Annotated in this window: 15 protein-coding genes and 1 tRNA gene; 8 read left to right on the plus strand and 8 right to left on the minus strand. The window is 39.6% G+C overall.

Going from position 1 to position 17,116, the window contains the following annotated elements; translation table 11 throughout:
- Positions 1-48: 48 nt before the first annotated feature.
- From CWB78_RS05920 to CWB78_RS05935, 4 genes are all read right to left on the minus strand, one after another.
- Positions 49-2,937, minus strand: a complete 2,889-nt coding sequence (locus CWB78_RS05920) for a ligand-binding sensor domain-containing diguanylate cyclase (protein ID WP_138594634.1) — start codon at positions 2,935-2,937, stop codon at positions 49-51.
- Positions 2,938-3,047: 110 nt separating this feature from the next.
- Entirely contained in the window at positions 3,048-3,710 is a 663-nt protein-coding gene (locus tag CWB78_RS05925; protein WP_138594636.1) for a CatA-like O-acetyltransferase, read from the minus strand.
- Positions 3,711-3,860: 150 nt separating this feature from the next.
- The gene (locus CWB78_RS05930; RefSeq protein WP_010388535.1) at positions 3,861-4,901 is read right to left on the minus strand and encodes a Leu/Phe/Val dehydrogenase; all 1,041 of its coding nucleotides are present in this window, start codon (positions 4,899-4,901) and stop codon (positions 3,861-3,863) included.
- A 431-nt stretch (positions 4,902-5,332) separates the two neighbouring features.
- Positions 5,333-6,859 carry a fumarate hydratase gene (locus CWB78_RS05935; RefSeq protein ID WP_138594638.1) on the minus strand — a complete coding sequence of 509 codons (1,527 nt, stop codon included), beginning with the start codon at positions 6,857-6,859 and terminating at the stop codon, positions 5,333-5,335.
- Positions 6,860-7,025: 166 nt separating this feature from the next.
- On the opposite strand from CWB78_RS05935, the gene pabB reads away from it, so the two are divergent.
- The 3 genes from pabB (at position 7,026) to CWB78_RS05950 (ending at position 10,430) form a co-directional block, all read left to right on the plus strand.
- Positions 7,026-8,384 (plus strand): aminodeoxychorismate synthase component I, encoded by a 1,359-nt coding sequence (pabB, locus tag CWB78_RS05940; RefSeq protein ID WP_138594640.1) that lies wholly within the window; start codon positions 7,026-7,028, stop codon positions 8,382-8,384.
- The gene (locus tag CWB78_RS05945; protein ID WP_109874480.1) at positions 8,377-8,952 is read left to right on the plus strand and encodes an NUDIX hydrolase; all 576 of its coding nucleotides are present in this window, start codon (positions 8,377-8,379) and stop codon (positions 8,950-8,952) included. The genes pabB and CWB78_RS05945 overlap by 8 nt, the downstream gene beginning before the upstream one ends.
- A gap of 101 nt (positions 8,953-9,053) precedes the next feature.
- Positions 9,054-10,430 carry an L-serine ammonia-lyase gene (locus CWB78_RS05950; protein WP_010388528.1) on the plus strand — a complete coding sequence of 459 codons (1,377 nt, stop codon included), beginning with the start codon at positions 9,054-9,056 and terminating at the stop codon, positions 10,428-10,430.
- A gap of 68 nt (positions 10,431-10,498) precedes the next feature.
- Here the strand turns inward: CWB78_RS05950 and cysB are convergent, their stop codons facing one another.
- Positions 10,499-11,476: an HTH-type transcriptional regulator CysB gene (gene cysB / locus CWB78_RS05955; protein ID WP_010388526.1), complete on the minus strand. Its 978-nt coding sequence runs from the start codon at positions 11,474-11,476 to the stop codon at positions 10,499-10,501.
- Positions 11,477-11,773: 297 nt separating this feature from the next.
- On the opposite strand from cysB, the gene CWB78_RS05960 reads away from it, so the two are divergent.
- Entirely contained in the window at positions 11,774-12,529 is a 756-nt protein-coding gene (locus CWB78_RS05960) for a hypothetical protein (RefSeq protein WP_010388524.1), read from the plus strand.
- Positions 12,530-12,641: 112 nt separating this feature from the next.
- Here the strand turns inward: CWB78_RS05960 and CWB78_RS05965 are convergent, their stop codons facing one another.
- The gene (locus tag CWB78_RS05965; RefSeq protein WP_054201141.1) at positions 12,642-13,934 is read right to left on the minus strand and encodes an NCS2 family permease; all 1,293 of its coding nucleotides are present in this window, start codon (positions 13,932-13,934) and stop codon (positions 12,642-12,644) included.
- A gap of 118 nt (positions 13,935-14,052) precedes the next feature.
- Here CWB78_RS05965 and CWB78_RS05970 point away from each other — a divergent pair, with 118 nt between their 5' ends.
- The 3 genes from CWB78_RS05970 (at position 14,053) to CWB78_RS05980 (ending at position 15,789) form a co-directional block, all read left to right on the plus strand.
- Complete coding sequence (locus tag CWB78_RS05970; protein ID WP_010388519.1) at positions 14,053-14,514, plus strand: tetratricopeptide repeat protein; 462 nt, start codon at positions 14,053-14,055, stop codon at positions 14,512-14,514.
- 324 nt (positions 14,515-14,838) lie between these two features.
- Positions 14,839-15,273: a SulA-like leucine-rich domain-containing protein gene (locus CWB78_RS05975; RefSeq protein WP_010388516.1), complete on the plus strand. Its 435-nt coding sequence runs from the start codon at positions 14,839-14,841 to the stop codon at positions 15,271-15,273.
- Positions 15,274-15,312: 39 nt separating this feature from the next.
- A complete protein-coding gene (locus CWB78_RS05980) occupies positions 15,313-15,789 on the plus strand; it encodes a YchJ family protein (RefSeq protein ID WP_010388514.1) in 477 nt (158 codons plus the stop codon).
- Between the two features lie 67 nt (positions 15,790-15,856).
- Here the strand turns inward: CWB78_RS05980 and CWB78_RS05985 are convergent, their stop codons facing one another.
- Positions 15,857-16,159, minus strand: a complete 303-nt coding sequence (locus CWB78_RS05985) for a DUF6172 family protein (protein WP_054201143.1) — start codon at positions 16,157-16,159, stop codon at positions 15,857-15,859.
- A 201-nt stretch (positions 16,160-16,360) separates the two neighbouring features.
- Positions 16,361-16,888: a VC2046/SO_2500 family protein gene (locus CWB78_RS05990; RefSeq protein WP_138594642.1), complete on the minus strand. Its 528-nt coding sequence runs from the start codon at positions 16,886-16,888 to the stop codon at positions 16,361-16,363.
- Positions 16,889-17,000: 112 nt separating this feature from the next.
- Between CWB78_RS05990 and CWB78_RS05995 the strand changes: the two genes are divergently transcribed.
- Positions 17,001-17,085: transfer RNA gene (locus tag CWB78_RS05995), tRNA-Tyr, on the plus strand.
- Positions 17,086-17,116 lie beyond the last annotated feature (31 nt).

Consider the following 17,116-nt stretch of genomic DNA (forward strand, 5'->3'; position numbering starts at 1 on the left):
TGATAAAAGCTGTCGGAAAAACGATTTAACGCATTAAAGCAGCTCTTTTTAGGAAGCTATGCACTCAACCCTATTTCGGCCATTGTTTTTTGCCTTGTATAAAGCTTGATCAGCACGAGATAATAACCGATCATAATCATCGACATTATCTGAGTCAGAAACACCAAAGCTCACGGTTACGCTAAGCCCTTGGGCAATAGACGAAAAGTCTTTATTTTCAATTTCTTTGCGTAATTGTTCACATAATTGCTGTGCTTGCACAGTATTCATGTCAGGAAATACAAATGTAAATTCTTCACCGCCCCAACGAGCCACTTCTTGCTCGCCTTCACAATGCGCTTTAAGAATATTGGCGACTTCACATATAACCTGATCACCAATCAAATGAGACCAACCATCATTAATGCGTTTAAAGTGGTCAATATCCATAATGGCAATCGCAAGCGGAGTATTACGCGCTTTAAAATCTGTAAAGTTGTCGGCCAGCCAACCATCAAATGCCCGGCGATTCGGTAAGTCGGTGAGTTGATCATGGGTAGCTTGATAAGCAAAGGCACTTGCTTGCTCTTGCAGTGCTTGGGTTTGCTTCACCACTCGGCTAGTTAGCTCTTTTTCTACTTGCTTATAGCGATACAAGCGATAACGATATGCACTATATATGACAACCACAAAAATAAAAAACACCACTAGCTTAAAGCTGGTTTTTTGCCAAAAATGCGATTGAATTTCAAAATGAATCACTTTGTCATTTTGCTGCCAATCGGTATTAGGATAGGCAGAACGCACTGCAAATGAATATTTCCCCGCGGGTAAGTTAGTATATTCAGCTGTTGCAATATGAAAACGATCAACCCATTCATCGTTAAAGCCTTTCATTTTTGTTTGAAAGTTTAATCGCTGCGGCATGATAAAACTTAAGCCCGCATAATGGAACGACAGTCGTGTAACTCCAGGTGGCAAAACAAGTGTGTCACCATCAACAGGCAATAACATGGGTTTACCATCTACAGAGAAACTTTCTACAATAGTTGGTAACGGTATCTCGGTGGCTTCTTTTAATCGCGCGGGTTTAACCGTACTCACCCCTTTTGCGGTGGCAAACCAAATAGTACCATCTGAATGCGCTGTAGCCGAAGGCGTTGACCCTCCATTGGCTTGCGCACTGAGCATGCCATCGCCCTCATCGTATAATTGGAAAGCTAGCGTCTGACTACCTTTTGTAGCTGAATCTAGTAGCTGATTAACCTGCTTATAATTAACTTCAATAATGCCACGGTTACTTGATAGCCAAAGTGAATCTTTAAAGGGCACAATTTGAAAAAGCTTATCAACCGGTAATCCTAACTCCCTCCCTAAAATAGTCATATGGCCATTTGAATGTTGATAACGCAATAAACCTCTATCGGTCGCCATCCAGGTATATTTATCGTCAATATAAAAGCCAAACGCATATTTAGCCGAAAACGCTTTAGGGAACTGAATTGGTTGAAATTTCTCCGTATTGGTATTGTAAACCACTACGCCATTGCCAGTGCCTATCCAAATATTTGCCCTCTTATCCTCACTCAAAGCTAGAATAAAGCCACTCGGCAACTCTTTCTCATTAGTAAATTGGTCTAAACTGCCGTCGGTATTAACTCGCGTTAACCCCATGGCTGAACCTACCCATAAACGATTTTTTGAATCAAAAAGTAACGAGCGTACTTCATTACTACCAAGCCCATTATCACGATTTAAGTAAGGTACAAGCTCGTTATTAACCACCTTTAAAACACCTGAAGTGTAAGTACCGACCCAAACATCACCTTGGCTTTGTTCAAGTAAGCTCAATACTGAATAAGGAGAGCCTTGCTTAGTTCCTTTAATATGGGTAATTTTATTGTTTTGCAGCCGATCTAAACCTGTACTTCCCCCTATCCATAAACTGCCATCAGAATGTGAAAGTACCGTGCGTACGTAGTCGCTAGATAAGCCTCGCTTTTTTCCCCACGATGAAAACGGGGCTTCTCTTAATCTAAATACACCCGCGTTGGTACCTACCCAAATACTGTTTTCTCTGTCTTGCAATAATGACAATATGCGGTTTGCAGGTAAGCCATTTTTAGCATCTAATTGTTCTATGCCATCAACACTAAGCCTAAATACCCCTTTATTAATAGTGCCAAACCATAAATCACCATGGTTATCTTCTAATAAACTAGAAATCGACTCAGCACTAAGCTGTGGATGGGGTGACTCGAACACATTGCCATTTAATACTCGCGCACCTCTTTCACTACCAATAACAAGGCGTCCTTCACGGGTAATCAATAGAGTATATACAGGTGCATCTGGCAAACCATGATGTGGAGTCATCAATGTAGCCGTGTAGTTAACTATTTTATACAGCCCATCACTAGTTGCAGCCCATATAGTGCCCTGCTTATCTTCAATTATTCTATAAGCACTAACGTTTTGTATTATTGGGATATCTTGAGTGCTTTTGGCAGGTCGATAAAACACACCATCATTTTCAAGTGCCAACCACAAATCCTCGTTTTTACTCTTAAATACGTGATTAACCATTGCTTGGGCATTAGGTTGAGTGTCCCATTGTCGGTGCTGATATAAACTAATACCGCCGCGCGCTCCGGCTATGAGTAAGCCGCCATCGGATGTGGGGGTAAGCGCACGTACGCCTGAGTCAGGCAAATCGGTAATTTCTGAGCGGGTAAATAGTTTAAATTCTTGACCGTTAAAGCGGGCAAGCCCTTCCCAAGTACCTACCCATAAATAGCCATCTTGTGTTTGTGCAAGGCTATTAATGCTATTGTGAGGAAGGCCCGAACGGGTATTCCACGTTTCAAAAAAATAATCGCGCAACGGCAGCCGAGTCTGTTGCTGAGCATTAACAGTAAAAATCACCAACAAGAAACATAAAATCACCAAGCGATTCATCAGACACTGCCTTTATAATTATTAGTTTTTATATTTGAGTAAATTCAAGGTGAAAATTTAATTAGAAAACATCACCAACAAATAATAACATAAGATTTACAACTTTTTCATTAAGTATTATCACTCAAACTATCAAATGTATGTTGCAATCGTTGGATGAACTTAGCCACATGTAGTCCATCTAATAACGCATGATGGACATCAATTGATAGTGGCATTTCGCCTGTGTCGGGGTTGTATTGACCAAACACAAATTTAGGGATGCCACAGCTTTGGCCCTGGGTAAACGCATGCGAAAAGCTGCTAAAGTTTAACCAAGGTAAAACAGAAACGTGAATTAAATCAGCTTGTCCTTCAGTTGCTGCAAAGGCATCAGAAAACAGCGGGTTTAACCTTGCTTCATGACTAATCGCTTTTGCTTTATTAACAAACTCATTTAACGAGTTTTGCTGTTTAAAATAACTAAAGCGAAACGAGTCATCATCGGCAAGCTCAACAACACTCGCGCGCATGGTGTTTAAATAATAAGGTTTTTGATTAACAATACGCAGCATCATCGGCTCATACTCATGACATGCTTTTAATAAGCAATAAACATAACCATGAAAAAAAGCACGATTAGTTTGCTTACACACGGTATATAGCTTTTTAGCATTGAGTCTTACACACACATTAAAATAAGGCTGAGTGAAGTTTTGAAACAATTCAAAATGTTGTTTGCGCGGCCACTGATCAAAATCAATAGCCCGAAGAGATAAATCGGCAGAGGACATAAATTATACACAGAGCAAAAGTAAAATTTTACCTCGCTTTGCCTATATTCGCATTAACTAAAATGATGCTTTGGGTGTAGTTATACCAAAGTCTTATATAGGCATAAAAAAAGGAGCGATATTCGCTCCTTAGTTGAACTAAATAAAAACTTAAAGTCCGTTTTCAATAATTTCTTGAGCAAGCTCATCAGCAATTAAATGCGTTGATTTTTGTTCTTTTTCACTACGGGTAAAGATTTCGCTTAATGTATCGAAAATTTTCTCTACGTGTTTATTAGACGCCTCTTTACTGTAACCTTCAGGCGCTGTTTCGTAATACACGTTAATAATACCGCCTGCATTTATTACATAATCTGGTGCGTATAAAATACCTTTTTCACGTATAATTTCACCATGGCGTGATTCTGCAAGCTGATTATTTGCACATCCTGCTATTATAGTTGCTTTTAAACGAGGGATCGTTGTGTCATTAATAGTGGCACCTAACGCACAAGGCGCATACACATCAACATCTAAGTCGTATATTTCATCAATACCAACCGCTGTTGCACCAAAATCGTTGACTACACGCTCTACCGCTGCTTGGTTAATATCGGTAACAAATAATTCTGCACCAGCTTCAGCCAAGTGCTTACATAATCCATAAGCTACAGCACCTAAACCTTGCACAGCTACTTTAATGCCTGAAAAATCTTGAATGCCGCGCTGATGATGAAGCGCTGCTTTCATACCTAAAAACGTGCCGTAAGCTGTAAATGGCGATGGGTTACCACTTTTACCTTCAAGGCCTAGCACGTAATTTGTTTCTTTGTTCATTAACGCCACATCATCACACGTGATATTTACGTCTTCTGCTGAGTAGTAACTGCCATTTAAACGCTCTAATTGACGACCAAATGCACGAAACAACTGTTCAGACTTGATCTCTTTTGCATTGCCAATAATAACTGACTTACCACCACCAAATGGCAAGCGTGCCACAGCATTTTTATAGGTCATCCCTTTTGATAAGCGCAATACGTCGTAAACTGCATCCTCATCGTTGGCATAATCCCACATTCTACAACCACCTACAGCTGGGCCTAAATTTGTGTTATGTACCGCAATAATAGCCTTTAAACCAGACGCTTTGTCTGAACAAAAAACCACTTGTTCATGGTTATCAAATTCAACTTGATTAAATACAACCACTTTAAATACTCCGAAAATAATGGGCCCTTTTGGGCAAGCACGCTACAAATTGACGAGACTTTATCACTTCAGTTGATGGTTCGCCATACTATGAGTAGATAAACCAAATAAACCGCACTCAATAGAAAAATAAAACGGTTTATCGCGATAAATAAGCATAAAAAATTTAATAATAATTATATTATTAAGTATAAAAGCTAAAAACGTCATCGCGATTAAAGTTTACGCTTACGTGAACGTCACTTTGAATTTATATGTAAACTTAATAGTACATCTTGAAAAAGAACACTACATCATAAAATACAATGGGTTATATAATAACTGTCTGCGCAGTATAAACTGGTCTGAGGTGTTTAAGTATCTGCAAATTTTAAAAATAAAAAAACGAGCACAGGGTGCTCGCTTTTATGATTACTGTTTATGCAGAAAACTTACTTCATTTTACTGTCTAGTTCTTCAATTTTTGCTTTCCAAATTGCAGGACCTTGGGTGTGAGCATTTTCACCTTCGCTGTCAACGGCAACCGTTACTGGCATATCTTCTACTTCAAATTCGTAGATAGCTTCCATACCTAAATCTTCAAAGGCAACAACACGTGCTTTTTTAATTGCTTTAGATACTAGATAAGCCGCACCGCCTACAGCCATTAAATACACTGACTGATGCTTTTTAATAGACTCAACCGTTGCAGGGCCACGTTCAGCTTTACCAATCATTCCCACGATGCCTGTTTTTTCTAACATCATGTCAGTAAATTTGTCCATACGAGTAGCCGTTGTCGGGCCAGCAGGACCTACTGCTTCATCGCCTACTGCATCCACAGGACCAACGTAGTAAATAAACTTGTTATCAAAATCAACACCTTCAGGTAAACCTTCCCCTGAGTTGATCATATCTTGCAGACGCTTATGAGCAGCATCTCGACCCGTTAAAATAGTACCTGAGAGTAAAACGGTTTCACCCATTTTCCATTCTTTAGTGTCTTCTTTAGTCAGGGTATCTAAATTAACACGGCGTGTGCCCTCACCGACTTCGAAAGTCACTTCTGGCCAGTCTTCTAATTTAGGTGCTTTTAAATTCGCAGGGCCTGAACCATCAAGTGTAAAGTGAACGTGGCGCGTAGCAGCACAATTTGGGATCATAACCACTGGTTTTGAAGCCGCGTGAGTTGGCGCCGTTTTAATTTTAATATCAACAACCGTGGTTAAACCGCCAAGACCTTGCGCACCAATACCTAATTTATTCGCACGTTCAAAAATTTCTAAACGCAGCTTTTCTTCTGTTGTTTCTGCGCCGCGCTCAATGAGTTCATGAATATCAACCGGATCCATTAATGACTCTTTCGCCATTACCGCTGCTTTTTCTGCAGTGCCACCAATACCTATGCCTAGCATACCTGGTGGACACCAACCCGCCCCCATTGTTGGTAACGTTTTTTCTACCCACTCGGCCACATCGTCAGATGGGTTTAACATCACCATTTTACTTTTGTTCTCTGAGCCACCACCCTTAGCAGCCACCATCACTTCAACTTTATCGCCTGCAACTAAGTCAATGTGTACCACTGATGGCGTATTATCTTTAGTATTTTTACGTGTTCCCGCAGGGTCGGCAACAATCGATGCACGCAATGGGTTATCTGGATTTAAGTACGCACGACGCGTCCCCTCATCAACCATTTGTTGTACTGTTAAGTCGGTTTTATCCCAATTAACATCCATACCTATTTTTACGAAACAGGTGATGATCCCAGTATCCTGGCACAGCGGACGCTTACCTTCTGCCGACATACGCGAGTTAATTAAGATTTGTGCAATCGCATCTTTAGCGGCTTTGCTTTGCTCTTTGTTATACGCTTTTTCTAGCGCTTGAACAAAATCAAGAGGGTGGTAAAACGAGATATATTGCAAAGCATCTTCAATGCTATCAATAAAGTCTTGCTGACGAATTGTACTCATAGTGGTTCCTTAAGTTGTTGTTACGCACGCTGCACGTAAGCGATATCAAACCCGTGACGGTGGTTCGAACTGTTTTCAACCACAGCGCTCACTAAACGCTGCCAAATAAATTTGACTTATGATACCCTCCCAGCCCGTTTCGAGCCAGTTCTTAAAGGGATAGTAAATGCTAAACAATAAAAAAAATTGTGTTGAATTAGCCATATCACAAAATTGTATAGAGGTATTTTCGCATTTTGCTCATTTGCCCTACGCCATTTTGCTAGATTCGGGTGATAGCGATCACATTAACAGTCGTTTTGACATAATTGCTATTGAGCCTCAAAGCACTCTGGAAGTTAAAAATAATCTAACCGTTTTTAATAACCAAGCGAGTGCTAAAAGCTGCTTTGAAATAATGAACGATGAATTAGCAAAGCTCGATACAACAAAAGCCGTCCACAATTTACCCTTTAACGGTGGCTGGCTTGGTTATTTTGGTTATGACTTAGGGCGTACCATAGAGCAACTACCAAGCAACGCTCTTAACGACATTGATTTACCGCAAATGGCCGTTGGACTTTACCTTGATGCACTGATTTACGATAAACAACTACGTAAGTGGTTTTATATTTCGCAACCCAATGTAAATCGTCTCTCGCAGTATCAGCAGCATTTAGCGCAACCACCTAAACATGAAAGCTTTTCGCTTACATCACAGTGGCAGTCAAATATGAGTCAGAGGAGTTATAGCGAAAAGTTTGCCGCGATTGAAGAATACTTAAAAAGTGGTGATTGTTATCAAATTAACCTAGCGCAGCGTTTTAGCGCACATTACCAAGGGTCTCCTTGGGCGGCCTATGTTAAATTAACGCAGGCCAATAAAGCGCCTTTTTCTAGTTTTATAAATCATCCGCAAGGCGCTATTTTATCAATATCACCCGAGCGTTTTATTGCTGTACATGACAACCAGGTAGAAACAAAACCTATTAAAGGCACGCTACCACGTAAAGCCGATGCTTTAGAAGATGCCAAACAAGCCACATTACTGGCAAACTCCAGTAAAGACCGCGCTGAAAATGTCATGATAGTAGACCTGCTACGAAATGATTTAGGTAAAGTCGCAAAACCGGGCTCTGTTGTTGTACCTTCTTTATTTGCTATTGAAAGCTTTCCGGCAGTACACCATTTGGTAAGTACAGTTACATCCATCCTTGATGAAGGAAAAACAGCAGTCGATCAACTTGAAGCTGCATTCCCTGGAGGGTCTATTACCGGGGCACCAAAAGTGCGCGCAATGGAAATAATAGAAGAGCTGGAGCCACACAGACGCAGTATTTATTGTGGCTCTATTGGCTATATTAGCGCCTGCGGTAATATGGATACCAGTATTACCATTCGAACTTTAGTTACTCATCATCAGCAAATATATTGTTGGGCTGGCGGTGGCATTGTTGCTGATTCAAAAGTCGAATTGGAATATCAAGAAACATACGATAAAGTAAATAAAATACTCCCTATATTAAATGAAGGTCGCTTTGAATAGTGAAACCATTTCGGCTCGTTTTCAATTAAACCGCAGTTTAGCCGTGGATCAGCTCAAAGATAATAAAAAAAAGCGCGCCAGTGCAGTGATGCTACCTTTGATTGATATAGATAACGAAGCACATGTTTTATTGTGTAAGCGGCCAACCTATTTACATCACCACCCTGGGGAGATTTGTTTACCGGGTGGTAAATTTGAAATTAATGATGTTAACCTGCGCACCACGGCACTGCGTGAATTACATGAGGAGCTAAACATTCCCCCGCATAATGTTCAAGTTTTAGGCCAGCTGCCGGAATACTCTACCCTTACTGGATTTACTATACGTCCTTTTGTGGGCTTAATTAAAAAAGAAACGGTATGGGAGAACGATCATAACGAAGTACAAGCCAGCTTTTTACTCTCTATAAAAGCGCTGAACAACGAAGCTAATTGGCAACCAATCCCCTTTGAACGTAATGGAAGAGCCCTAACTTTAAATGGCTTTATCACTCCTCACGGGCTTTTGTGGGGTGCCACAGCCAGCATTATTAAAAACTTTACAAAACAACTCGCCATACCAGTTTAAATCTTTGCTAATAAGGGTTACACACCTGCATTTCCACGTTATTATAGTCGACCGTTCAAAGAACAGCTTAATGCTGAGAAAACTAAGTAGAGACACACATTATGATCAGTGCATTTGACATGTTTAGCATTGGTATTGGCCCCTCATCGTCACATACCGTCGGCCCAATGCGTGCATCACGCTTATTTGTTAATGACCTAGATGAGCAACAACTATTAGCAAATGTAACCGATGTAAAAGTAGAGCTTTACGGCTCACTGGGGCAAACAGGTGTTGGTCATGGTTCGGGAAAAGCAGTGATCCTTGGCCTAGCCGGTTATGATCCTGAAACCATTGATGCCGATTTAGTGGACGATATTTTAGCAAAAATAGAAAATGAGCAGGTTATTTATCTAAACCAAACTCATAAAGCTAAATTCCCTAAACAAGGCGCTATTGTTTTTCATCGCAGAAAAACACTCCCTAAACATTCCAACGCAATGGAAATTATTGCCTATAACAATGACGAAAAAGTATATAGCAAAGTTTACTACTCTATTGGTGGCGGGTTTATTGTTACAGATGAAGAGTTTGAAAAAGAAAAACAAGCGGCCTTAGATATTCGCGAAGAAAACCCTGCCCCGTTCCCGTTTGGAACGGCTAAAGAATTACTCGAAATGTGTAAAGAGTCGGGTTACAGCGTATCAACGTTAATGATGAAAAACGAAAAAACCTTACGCAGTGAAGAAGCCATAAAAGATGAATTATTTAATATTTGGCAAGTAATGAAAGCCTGTATTGAACGTGGTATGCGTACCGAAGGTATTTTACCTGGTGGTTTGAAAGTAAAACGCCGTGCACCAAGCTTATATTTAAAGCTCAATGTAGAAGTGAGTAACGATCCACTTCGTGCTATGGATTGGGTTGATTTATTCGCATTAGCAGTGAATGAAGAAAATGCAGCAGGCGGTCGTGTGGTTACTGCACCAACAAATGGTGCAGCTGGTATCCTACCAGCCGTATTAATGTACTACCATACTTTTATCAAAGAAGTTGATCGCGACATTGCTACTCGGTATTTATTAACCGCGGCCGCTATTGGTATTTTATACAAAAAAAATGCCTCTATCTCAGGTGCTGAAGTGGGTTGCCAAGGTGAAGTTGGTGTTGCCTGTTCAATGGCTGCTGGTGCGCTGACTGAAATTGTTGGTGGTAACGTGGTACACGTAGAAAATGCCGCTGAAATTGGCATGGAACATAACTTAGGATTGACCTGCGACCCAGTGGGCGGCTTAGTGCAGGTACCTTGTATTGAGCGTAATGCAATGGGCGCTATTAAAGCAATTAATGCTTCTCGTCTTGCTATTCGCGGTAGTGGAGAACAAAAAGTATCGCTTGATAAAGTAATTAAAACCATGCTCGATACCGGTAACGATATGAAAACAAAATACAAAGAAACCGCTCGCGGTGGATTAGCTGTTAACATTATCGAGTGCTAATTAGATAGCATAAAAAAAAGCCGCTTAGTTGCAAAACTAAGCGGCTTTTTCATTACTGTTTATGGCGGTTATTTAACTGGCAATTCGATATCAGCAAATAATTTATCAACATCGTCTTGATTACGCAGCAAACTTGCTCGCTCTACTCGCTCTTTGGTTAAATGCGGTGCAAAACGTTCGATAAAGTCATACATGTAGGTACGTAAAAAGCTACCTTTTCTAAAACCAATCTTAGTGGTGCTTGCTTCAAATAAATGGCTAGCATCAATGCACACTAAGTCGTTGTCGTTTACCTGATCAATTGCCATAGATGCAACCACACCGACACCTAATCCCAGGCGCACATACGTTTTAATAACATCGGCATCGGTGGCGGTAAATACAATATGCGGCTCAAGCCCATAGGCGTTAAATGCTTTATCAAGCTCTGAGCGACCAGTAAAACCAAATACATAAGTGATCAAAGGATACTGCGCTATATCTGCCACCGTTAAGTTATCGACTTTTTTCGCAAGGGGGTGATCTTTAGCAACCACAATACTGCGATTCCAGTGATAACAAGGCAACATAACTAAATCTGAATATAAGTGCAGTGCTTCAGTAGCAATCGCAAAATCTGCATCACCGCGCGCAGCTGCATCCGATATTTGCTGCGGCGTACCTTGGTGCATATGCAGTGACACTGCTGGGTATTTTTGGGTAAAGCCTTGAATTACGCTTGGTAACGCATAACGTGCTTGGGTGTGCGTAGTCGCAATATTAAGTTTACCTTGATCGGGCAGCGTATGTTCATTAGCAACCGCTTTAATGCCCTCAACTTTTGAGAGTATTTCTCGCGATATGTTAATGATTTCTTCGCCAGCACCTGTAACGTGAGTTAAATGTTTACCACTACGGCCAAAAATTTGTACACCTAGTTCATCTTCTAACATACGTACTTGCTTAGAAATACCAGGCTGGGAGGTAAATAAACTCTCAGCGGTAGCTGAAACATTTAATTTATGATTTTGAACTTCTACGATATATCTAAGTTGTTGTAATTTCATGGCTATGTAGTTTCGTTATAATTCACATTGACAGATAAAAGCGCACCCTAATTAATAGGTAACTATATAAAAGGCTGATTAAGGTTACACAATGTAACAATTAATTTATTGAAATTTCAGGTTAACACAATAAATAAAGTTGAGATAGCAATGATTATCAGCAAACAAAACATAACACATTAAGATTTAAACGCTTTATGCATGGTGTTTTTTTTAGTTAATCGGCGCAAAGTTTCCCACCTTTTATATATTTAATGTAAGATTAGATAATAAGGTTAAGAATTTGAGAATTATAACATGATCGTTTCCATTATAATTGTATTAATTGTTGCGCTTATCGTCATTGCACTGTGGGTTAGTGCTGTTCAACAACACAAAGAAAAACAAGAAGCTGAACGACGTAAAGAGCTAACAAAACAAAAAGCTATCATTGAAGAAACTGAAGAGGCGTTAATGAATAGCGCTAATATCCCACTTTCAGAAGCAACTCAGCGAATATTACAACGTCGTATTCATGATGCGCTAAGTAATATGGTGTCTATTTCAAGCGGTGGTAGCGGACTAAAAAACCGCTTAAAAGAAGCAAAAGAGCGACTACAAAATCCGATTCAAGACGGCTCGGATGGTTTTGTTTTACCAGGTAATGACAAGCAACTGATATCACTAATACAGGGTATAAAAAAGCTCCGTACTATTATCCGTTCTGAGCACAACAAAGGGAAAGTTGACAGCCAAGCGTTTATTGCAGAAGACAAACGCCTTGAGAAGCTACAACTAAGAATCAACATTGAAAGCCAGATAAAACGTGGTCTAGCAGCTCAAACAGCCGGTATGGTAGGCTCTGCTAGGCAGTACTTTGAAAAAGCAGCTGCCACACTTAACAGTGTGTCATTTAATGATGATTACATTACTGCAAAACGAGTTGAAGTTGAAGGCTATCTAGAAACAATAAGCACTGAATTAAAGGCATCAAACGCTACATCATTGAAGAAAAAGAACGAACAAGAGCAAGATGATTTAGACGTACTGTTTGCACCGAAAAAGAAATGGTAATCCATTACCTAATAAAAAAGCCCATACAACTGTATGGGCTTTTTTATAACTGAAATTTAGTCACTATATAAATTTACATACCCAAACTAAATCTAGCTATTTAACAAAAGCATTAAGATAAAAATGCAAACTTAATAATAAACAGTGCCGTTAAAATCCAAACACTAATACTTACCTGATCTTTTTTACCACACAGTACTTTAACCGCTGTATAAGAAATAAAACCCAGTGCAATACCGTGTGCAATTGAAAAGGTCAATGGAGTCATTAACAATACAACACTCACTGGAATTGCATCAGTCATATCATCCCAGTTTACAAACTTTAAGTTTTGTAGCATTAGAACGGATACATATAAGATTGCCCCTGCTGTTGCGTATGCGGGTACCATTTGTGCCAAAGGTGCAAAAAACATCATTAATAAAAAGCAGCAACCTACAACTACAGCCGTTAAGCCCGTTCGGCCCCCCACTGATACTCCCGCTACAGATTCTATATAAGAAGTTGTTGTTGAAGTTCCCAGCATTGCACCGGCAATGGTTGCAGTGCTATCAGCGCTTAATGCGCGACCTAAGCGCGGCATATTGCCGTTTTTATCTGCTAGACCCGCTTTTTGAGTAACCGCTACCAACGTGCCTGAGGTATCAAATAAATCAACAAATAGAAACGCAAAAATAACACTCAACATAGACAGTTCAAAAGCAGCACTAAAATCAAGTTGCATAAAAGTCGGCATTATTGAAGGTGGCATTGCAACAACACCATGATATTCAACTAATCCCATCGACACTGCTATCGCGGTAACGAGTAAAATACTAATAAGCACGCCGCTTTTAAAGTCACGATAAAGTAATGCCGCAATAATAAAAAAACTAAAAATAGCTAATAGCGGACCCGGTGACGTTATATCGCCTAGCTGCACAAGTGTTGCTGGGCTTGATACAATAATACCAGCACTTTTCAGCGCAATAAGTGCCAAGAATGCACCAATACCGGTTGCTATTGCTTGTTTGAGCACCAGGGGGATTGCATTAATAATCCACTCTCGCACCTTAAATAAGCTTAATATTAAAAATATACACCCTGACATAAACACCGCGCCCAGCGCTGCTTGCCAGCTATAGCCCATACCTAGCACCACGCCATAGGTAAAAAATGCATTTAATCCCATACCCGGTGCCAATGCCAATGGATAATTGGCCCACAACCCCATAATAAAACACCCTATTGCAGCGGCAATACAGGTTGCAACAAAGGCAGCACCTTGGTCCATGCCTGCTTCTGCAAGCATAGCTGGGTTAACGAATACGATATAAACCATCGTAATAAATGTAGTCATACCGGCAATACATTCACGGCGAACCGAAGAATCATTTGCACGGATTTTGAATAAGGCTTCGAGCATAATAAACTTGTGGTTGTAAAAAGTGGCGAGATTTTAGCATAAAAATAACTTTTTACAGGACATTTTACCTTGCTATATACTAAACTAGCTAAGTGATTAAAATAACAAACGAAGTAGCATGATCAAAACGACACCAAGTGGCCAAGACTTAGAGCAACAATTAGACAACATTCTTTCTTTTGTAACGCAACCAAGCGATGCAAATCCCCCTGCGAGCTCTAAAAACACCGATCAAGACACATTAAATAAAGCTCTTTATTACCTTAAAAATGAACAAGGCGCCTTAGCCGCAAAATGGATGCGTTTAGCAGCAATGGCAGGAAACTATCGTGCACAGTTTTACTTAGGGCTATTTTTCATTAAAGGCCAAGGTGTGCCACAAAGTGTATTTCATGGGGCTGCGTGGCTCAGCTTAGCTAGTAGCCAAGGATATGAGCCAGCAATAGAGGCAATGAGCGATATACGCAAACACATTAGTACCAAACGACTTAAAGACGCCCAGTGTTATGCCGCCAGCTTATATGAACAAATTCATCAGTTACAATTTTCACATTTGATCCCTATAAGTCACGAAAAATAGTTTTACTACCTAGTAACTCATTCTATCTGTAAATTAATTAAGCGTTTTATAAGTTAAATGCAACAACGCTTAATTTTTTAAACTACTGTATACCTCATGCATTTCAAGATTTATTTAGTTATAGATTAAAAAGCTACCGTCAAAAGTATTCATCCCCAAAAATTATAATCTATTGTTATATATGAACTATTTATTTTTAAATAGTTTCATTATCGTGCTCAGCTGAATAACTGTACAAAAAAATAGCAAAAAACACTTGCACCAAACAACTGTATAAACTACTGTATACATGTACTGTATAAAAACCCAGTGAGTGAGACGATTATGTTACAGCCTATTACCGTAAGAACAGTTAAGAGCTACCAACAAGATGACCAATCTGATTGTGTTAACGTTGTACAAATTGAAGATGAGATTTCAGCGACCTTTGAATTATTAAAAGTATTACACCAATACAATAGCTTAAATGCATGGACACTTTTAATTGCGCCAGACCATGTACCTAGTAAAGCGTTACTTGATTCATGTTCAATTGATACCAGTAAATTATTAGTTATACGCCAAAAACATTTAGTTAATATAGAGTATGTTTTAAGTTCTGCACTTCACAATGGAAATTTTGCAGCGGTGATCACCTGGACCGACATAATAAATAATCAGCAACTATCACAGTTATCATTAAACCTGAGCCATACACGCACTAAGCTGTATTGCTTTAGCAAAAAAAGCGCTCAAGCTGAGATTTCACTAACGCAATAAGCTTGGTAAACTAGCGTTTTAATACACAGTACATTTATTATGACCTCTAACGCCCTACTATGTTTTTGTGGCAGTCAGCAACTTTATGCTGATTGCTGTGAACCTTTTCATTTAAAAACCAAACAGCCACAAACACCTGAGCAACTTATGCGTGCTCGCTACAGTGCATATGCGGTTAAAAACGCGGCTTTTGTTCGTGAAAGTTACGCAAAAGAAAAGCAAGCTGAAAACTCACTATCAGAAATTAAGGACTTTGCAACTAGTTGCCGCTTTATAAACTTAACCGTATTAGATTCTGGTTATAATGATGAAACAGGGTTTGTAAAGTTTAAAGCCCATTACTTTTATCAAGACTTGTATTGCGAGCTGGCTGAGCATTCAAAGTTTATTAAAGAAGATGAACAGTGGCGATACCTTGATGGTGAGATCACACCGGTTGCTGATATTAAAGTGAAACGCAATGATACTTGTCCTTGCGGCAGTAATAAAAAGTATAAAAAGTGTCATAGTGTATAAGTAACAACCACAAAAAATGGGCCACTTGGCCCATTTTCACAAACTACACTAAACGCAACTTAGCGCTTTATTCATCATCACCTTCATCGAAGTCTTGACGCTGTGCAGGTCTTGCTAAAATCTCTAAGTAGAAAGAGGTTAAACCTTGCTTTTCAATTTCACTGATGTGATTGTTAATTTCAGCAACGTGAACCACTTGGGCCTCTTCAGCCGTGTTACCAAACTTACAATCAAATGCCCAGTAGTCGGCATCAACAGGTAAAGTTTTATTACGTTCTCTTTTCAAATATTTTTTCACTTCATGCTTTGCAGCATCAACCATACGAGGGTATTTGATTTTCTCATGATTCAGCGTGAATGTTTTCTTCATTACGTTCCTAATTACCTTGGTTTAATGATAATGGCATTTAATGTCATACCATTTGCGCCATTATAGCAATTGCATTTAAATTTTGGATGCTTTTTTTATATTAAATCGGTTATTAAAATAAAGTACCTACAAAACCACTAATATAAACACAGTTTATTACAATCTAATGGCGCTTAAAAAACAGCATTTAATGTAATTTAATTAGGCACTAAACAAATGTAATGGCTGGTGGAGGGCTTCATTTTGTAAATCATCATAAAATGCTGCGGCATCCATTTGCATATTTGAGAGCGGCATATCACTGTTTTTAATTCGCCGACGTACCGCCAGTTCACAATTATCAATCACGTTAAGCGGAATATGATTTTTATCATCTCGAATATTTAACGGTTCAGGCTTTAAGCACTGAGTTAACTTTATATCACTCATCCCTATAGCGCTTCCCATTTTTGCTAAAAGTTCCGTGTTATTTTTGCCAATTAACATATTAAAGGTATCTGGCGCTAATGGCTGCTTTGGGCCCGCACCAAATTGCTTTCGCAAGGTCTCTTCATCAGCTTGGTAACCACTTGCATCACTTTTAGGTAAGTGAAACTCACTAAAATCAAGCGCGTCATGAGAGAGCATTGCTAATAAAAGTGCAAACTCGCCTCGGCGGTTATCGTGCACACTTTCATTAAGCCTCGTTTTTAACTGGCTCTCCGTGATTAACAAATCACCAACCTGCATAGACTTTAGCCTATTTAACTAATTAATAAGTATTTATCGGCTAAATTTGAATTTTCTTTAGCTTTTTTCTTTACTTAAATAAGAAGTTTGCTATTATCTGCCGCGTTGCATTGGAGGGGTTCCCGAGCGGCCAAAGGGATCAGACTGTAAATCTGACGGCTCAGCCTTCGCTGGTTCGAATCCAGCTCCCTCCACCACTTTTCTTAGGCTAAGTTAAGTGGGGCCAAA

The sequence above is a fragment of the Pseudoalteromonas sp. S1612 genome (genome assembly GCF_005887175.1).
In the GTDB taxonomy this organism is placed as follows: Bacteria; Pseudomonadota; Gammaproteobacteria; order Enterobacterales; family Alteromonadaceae; genus Pseudoalteromonas; species Pseudoalteromonas undina.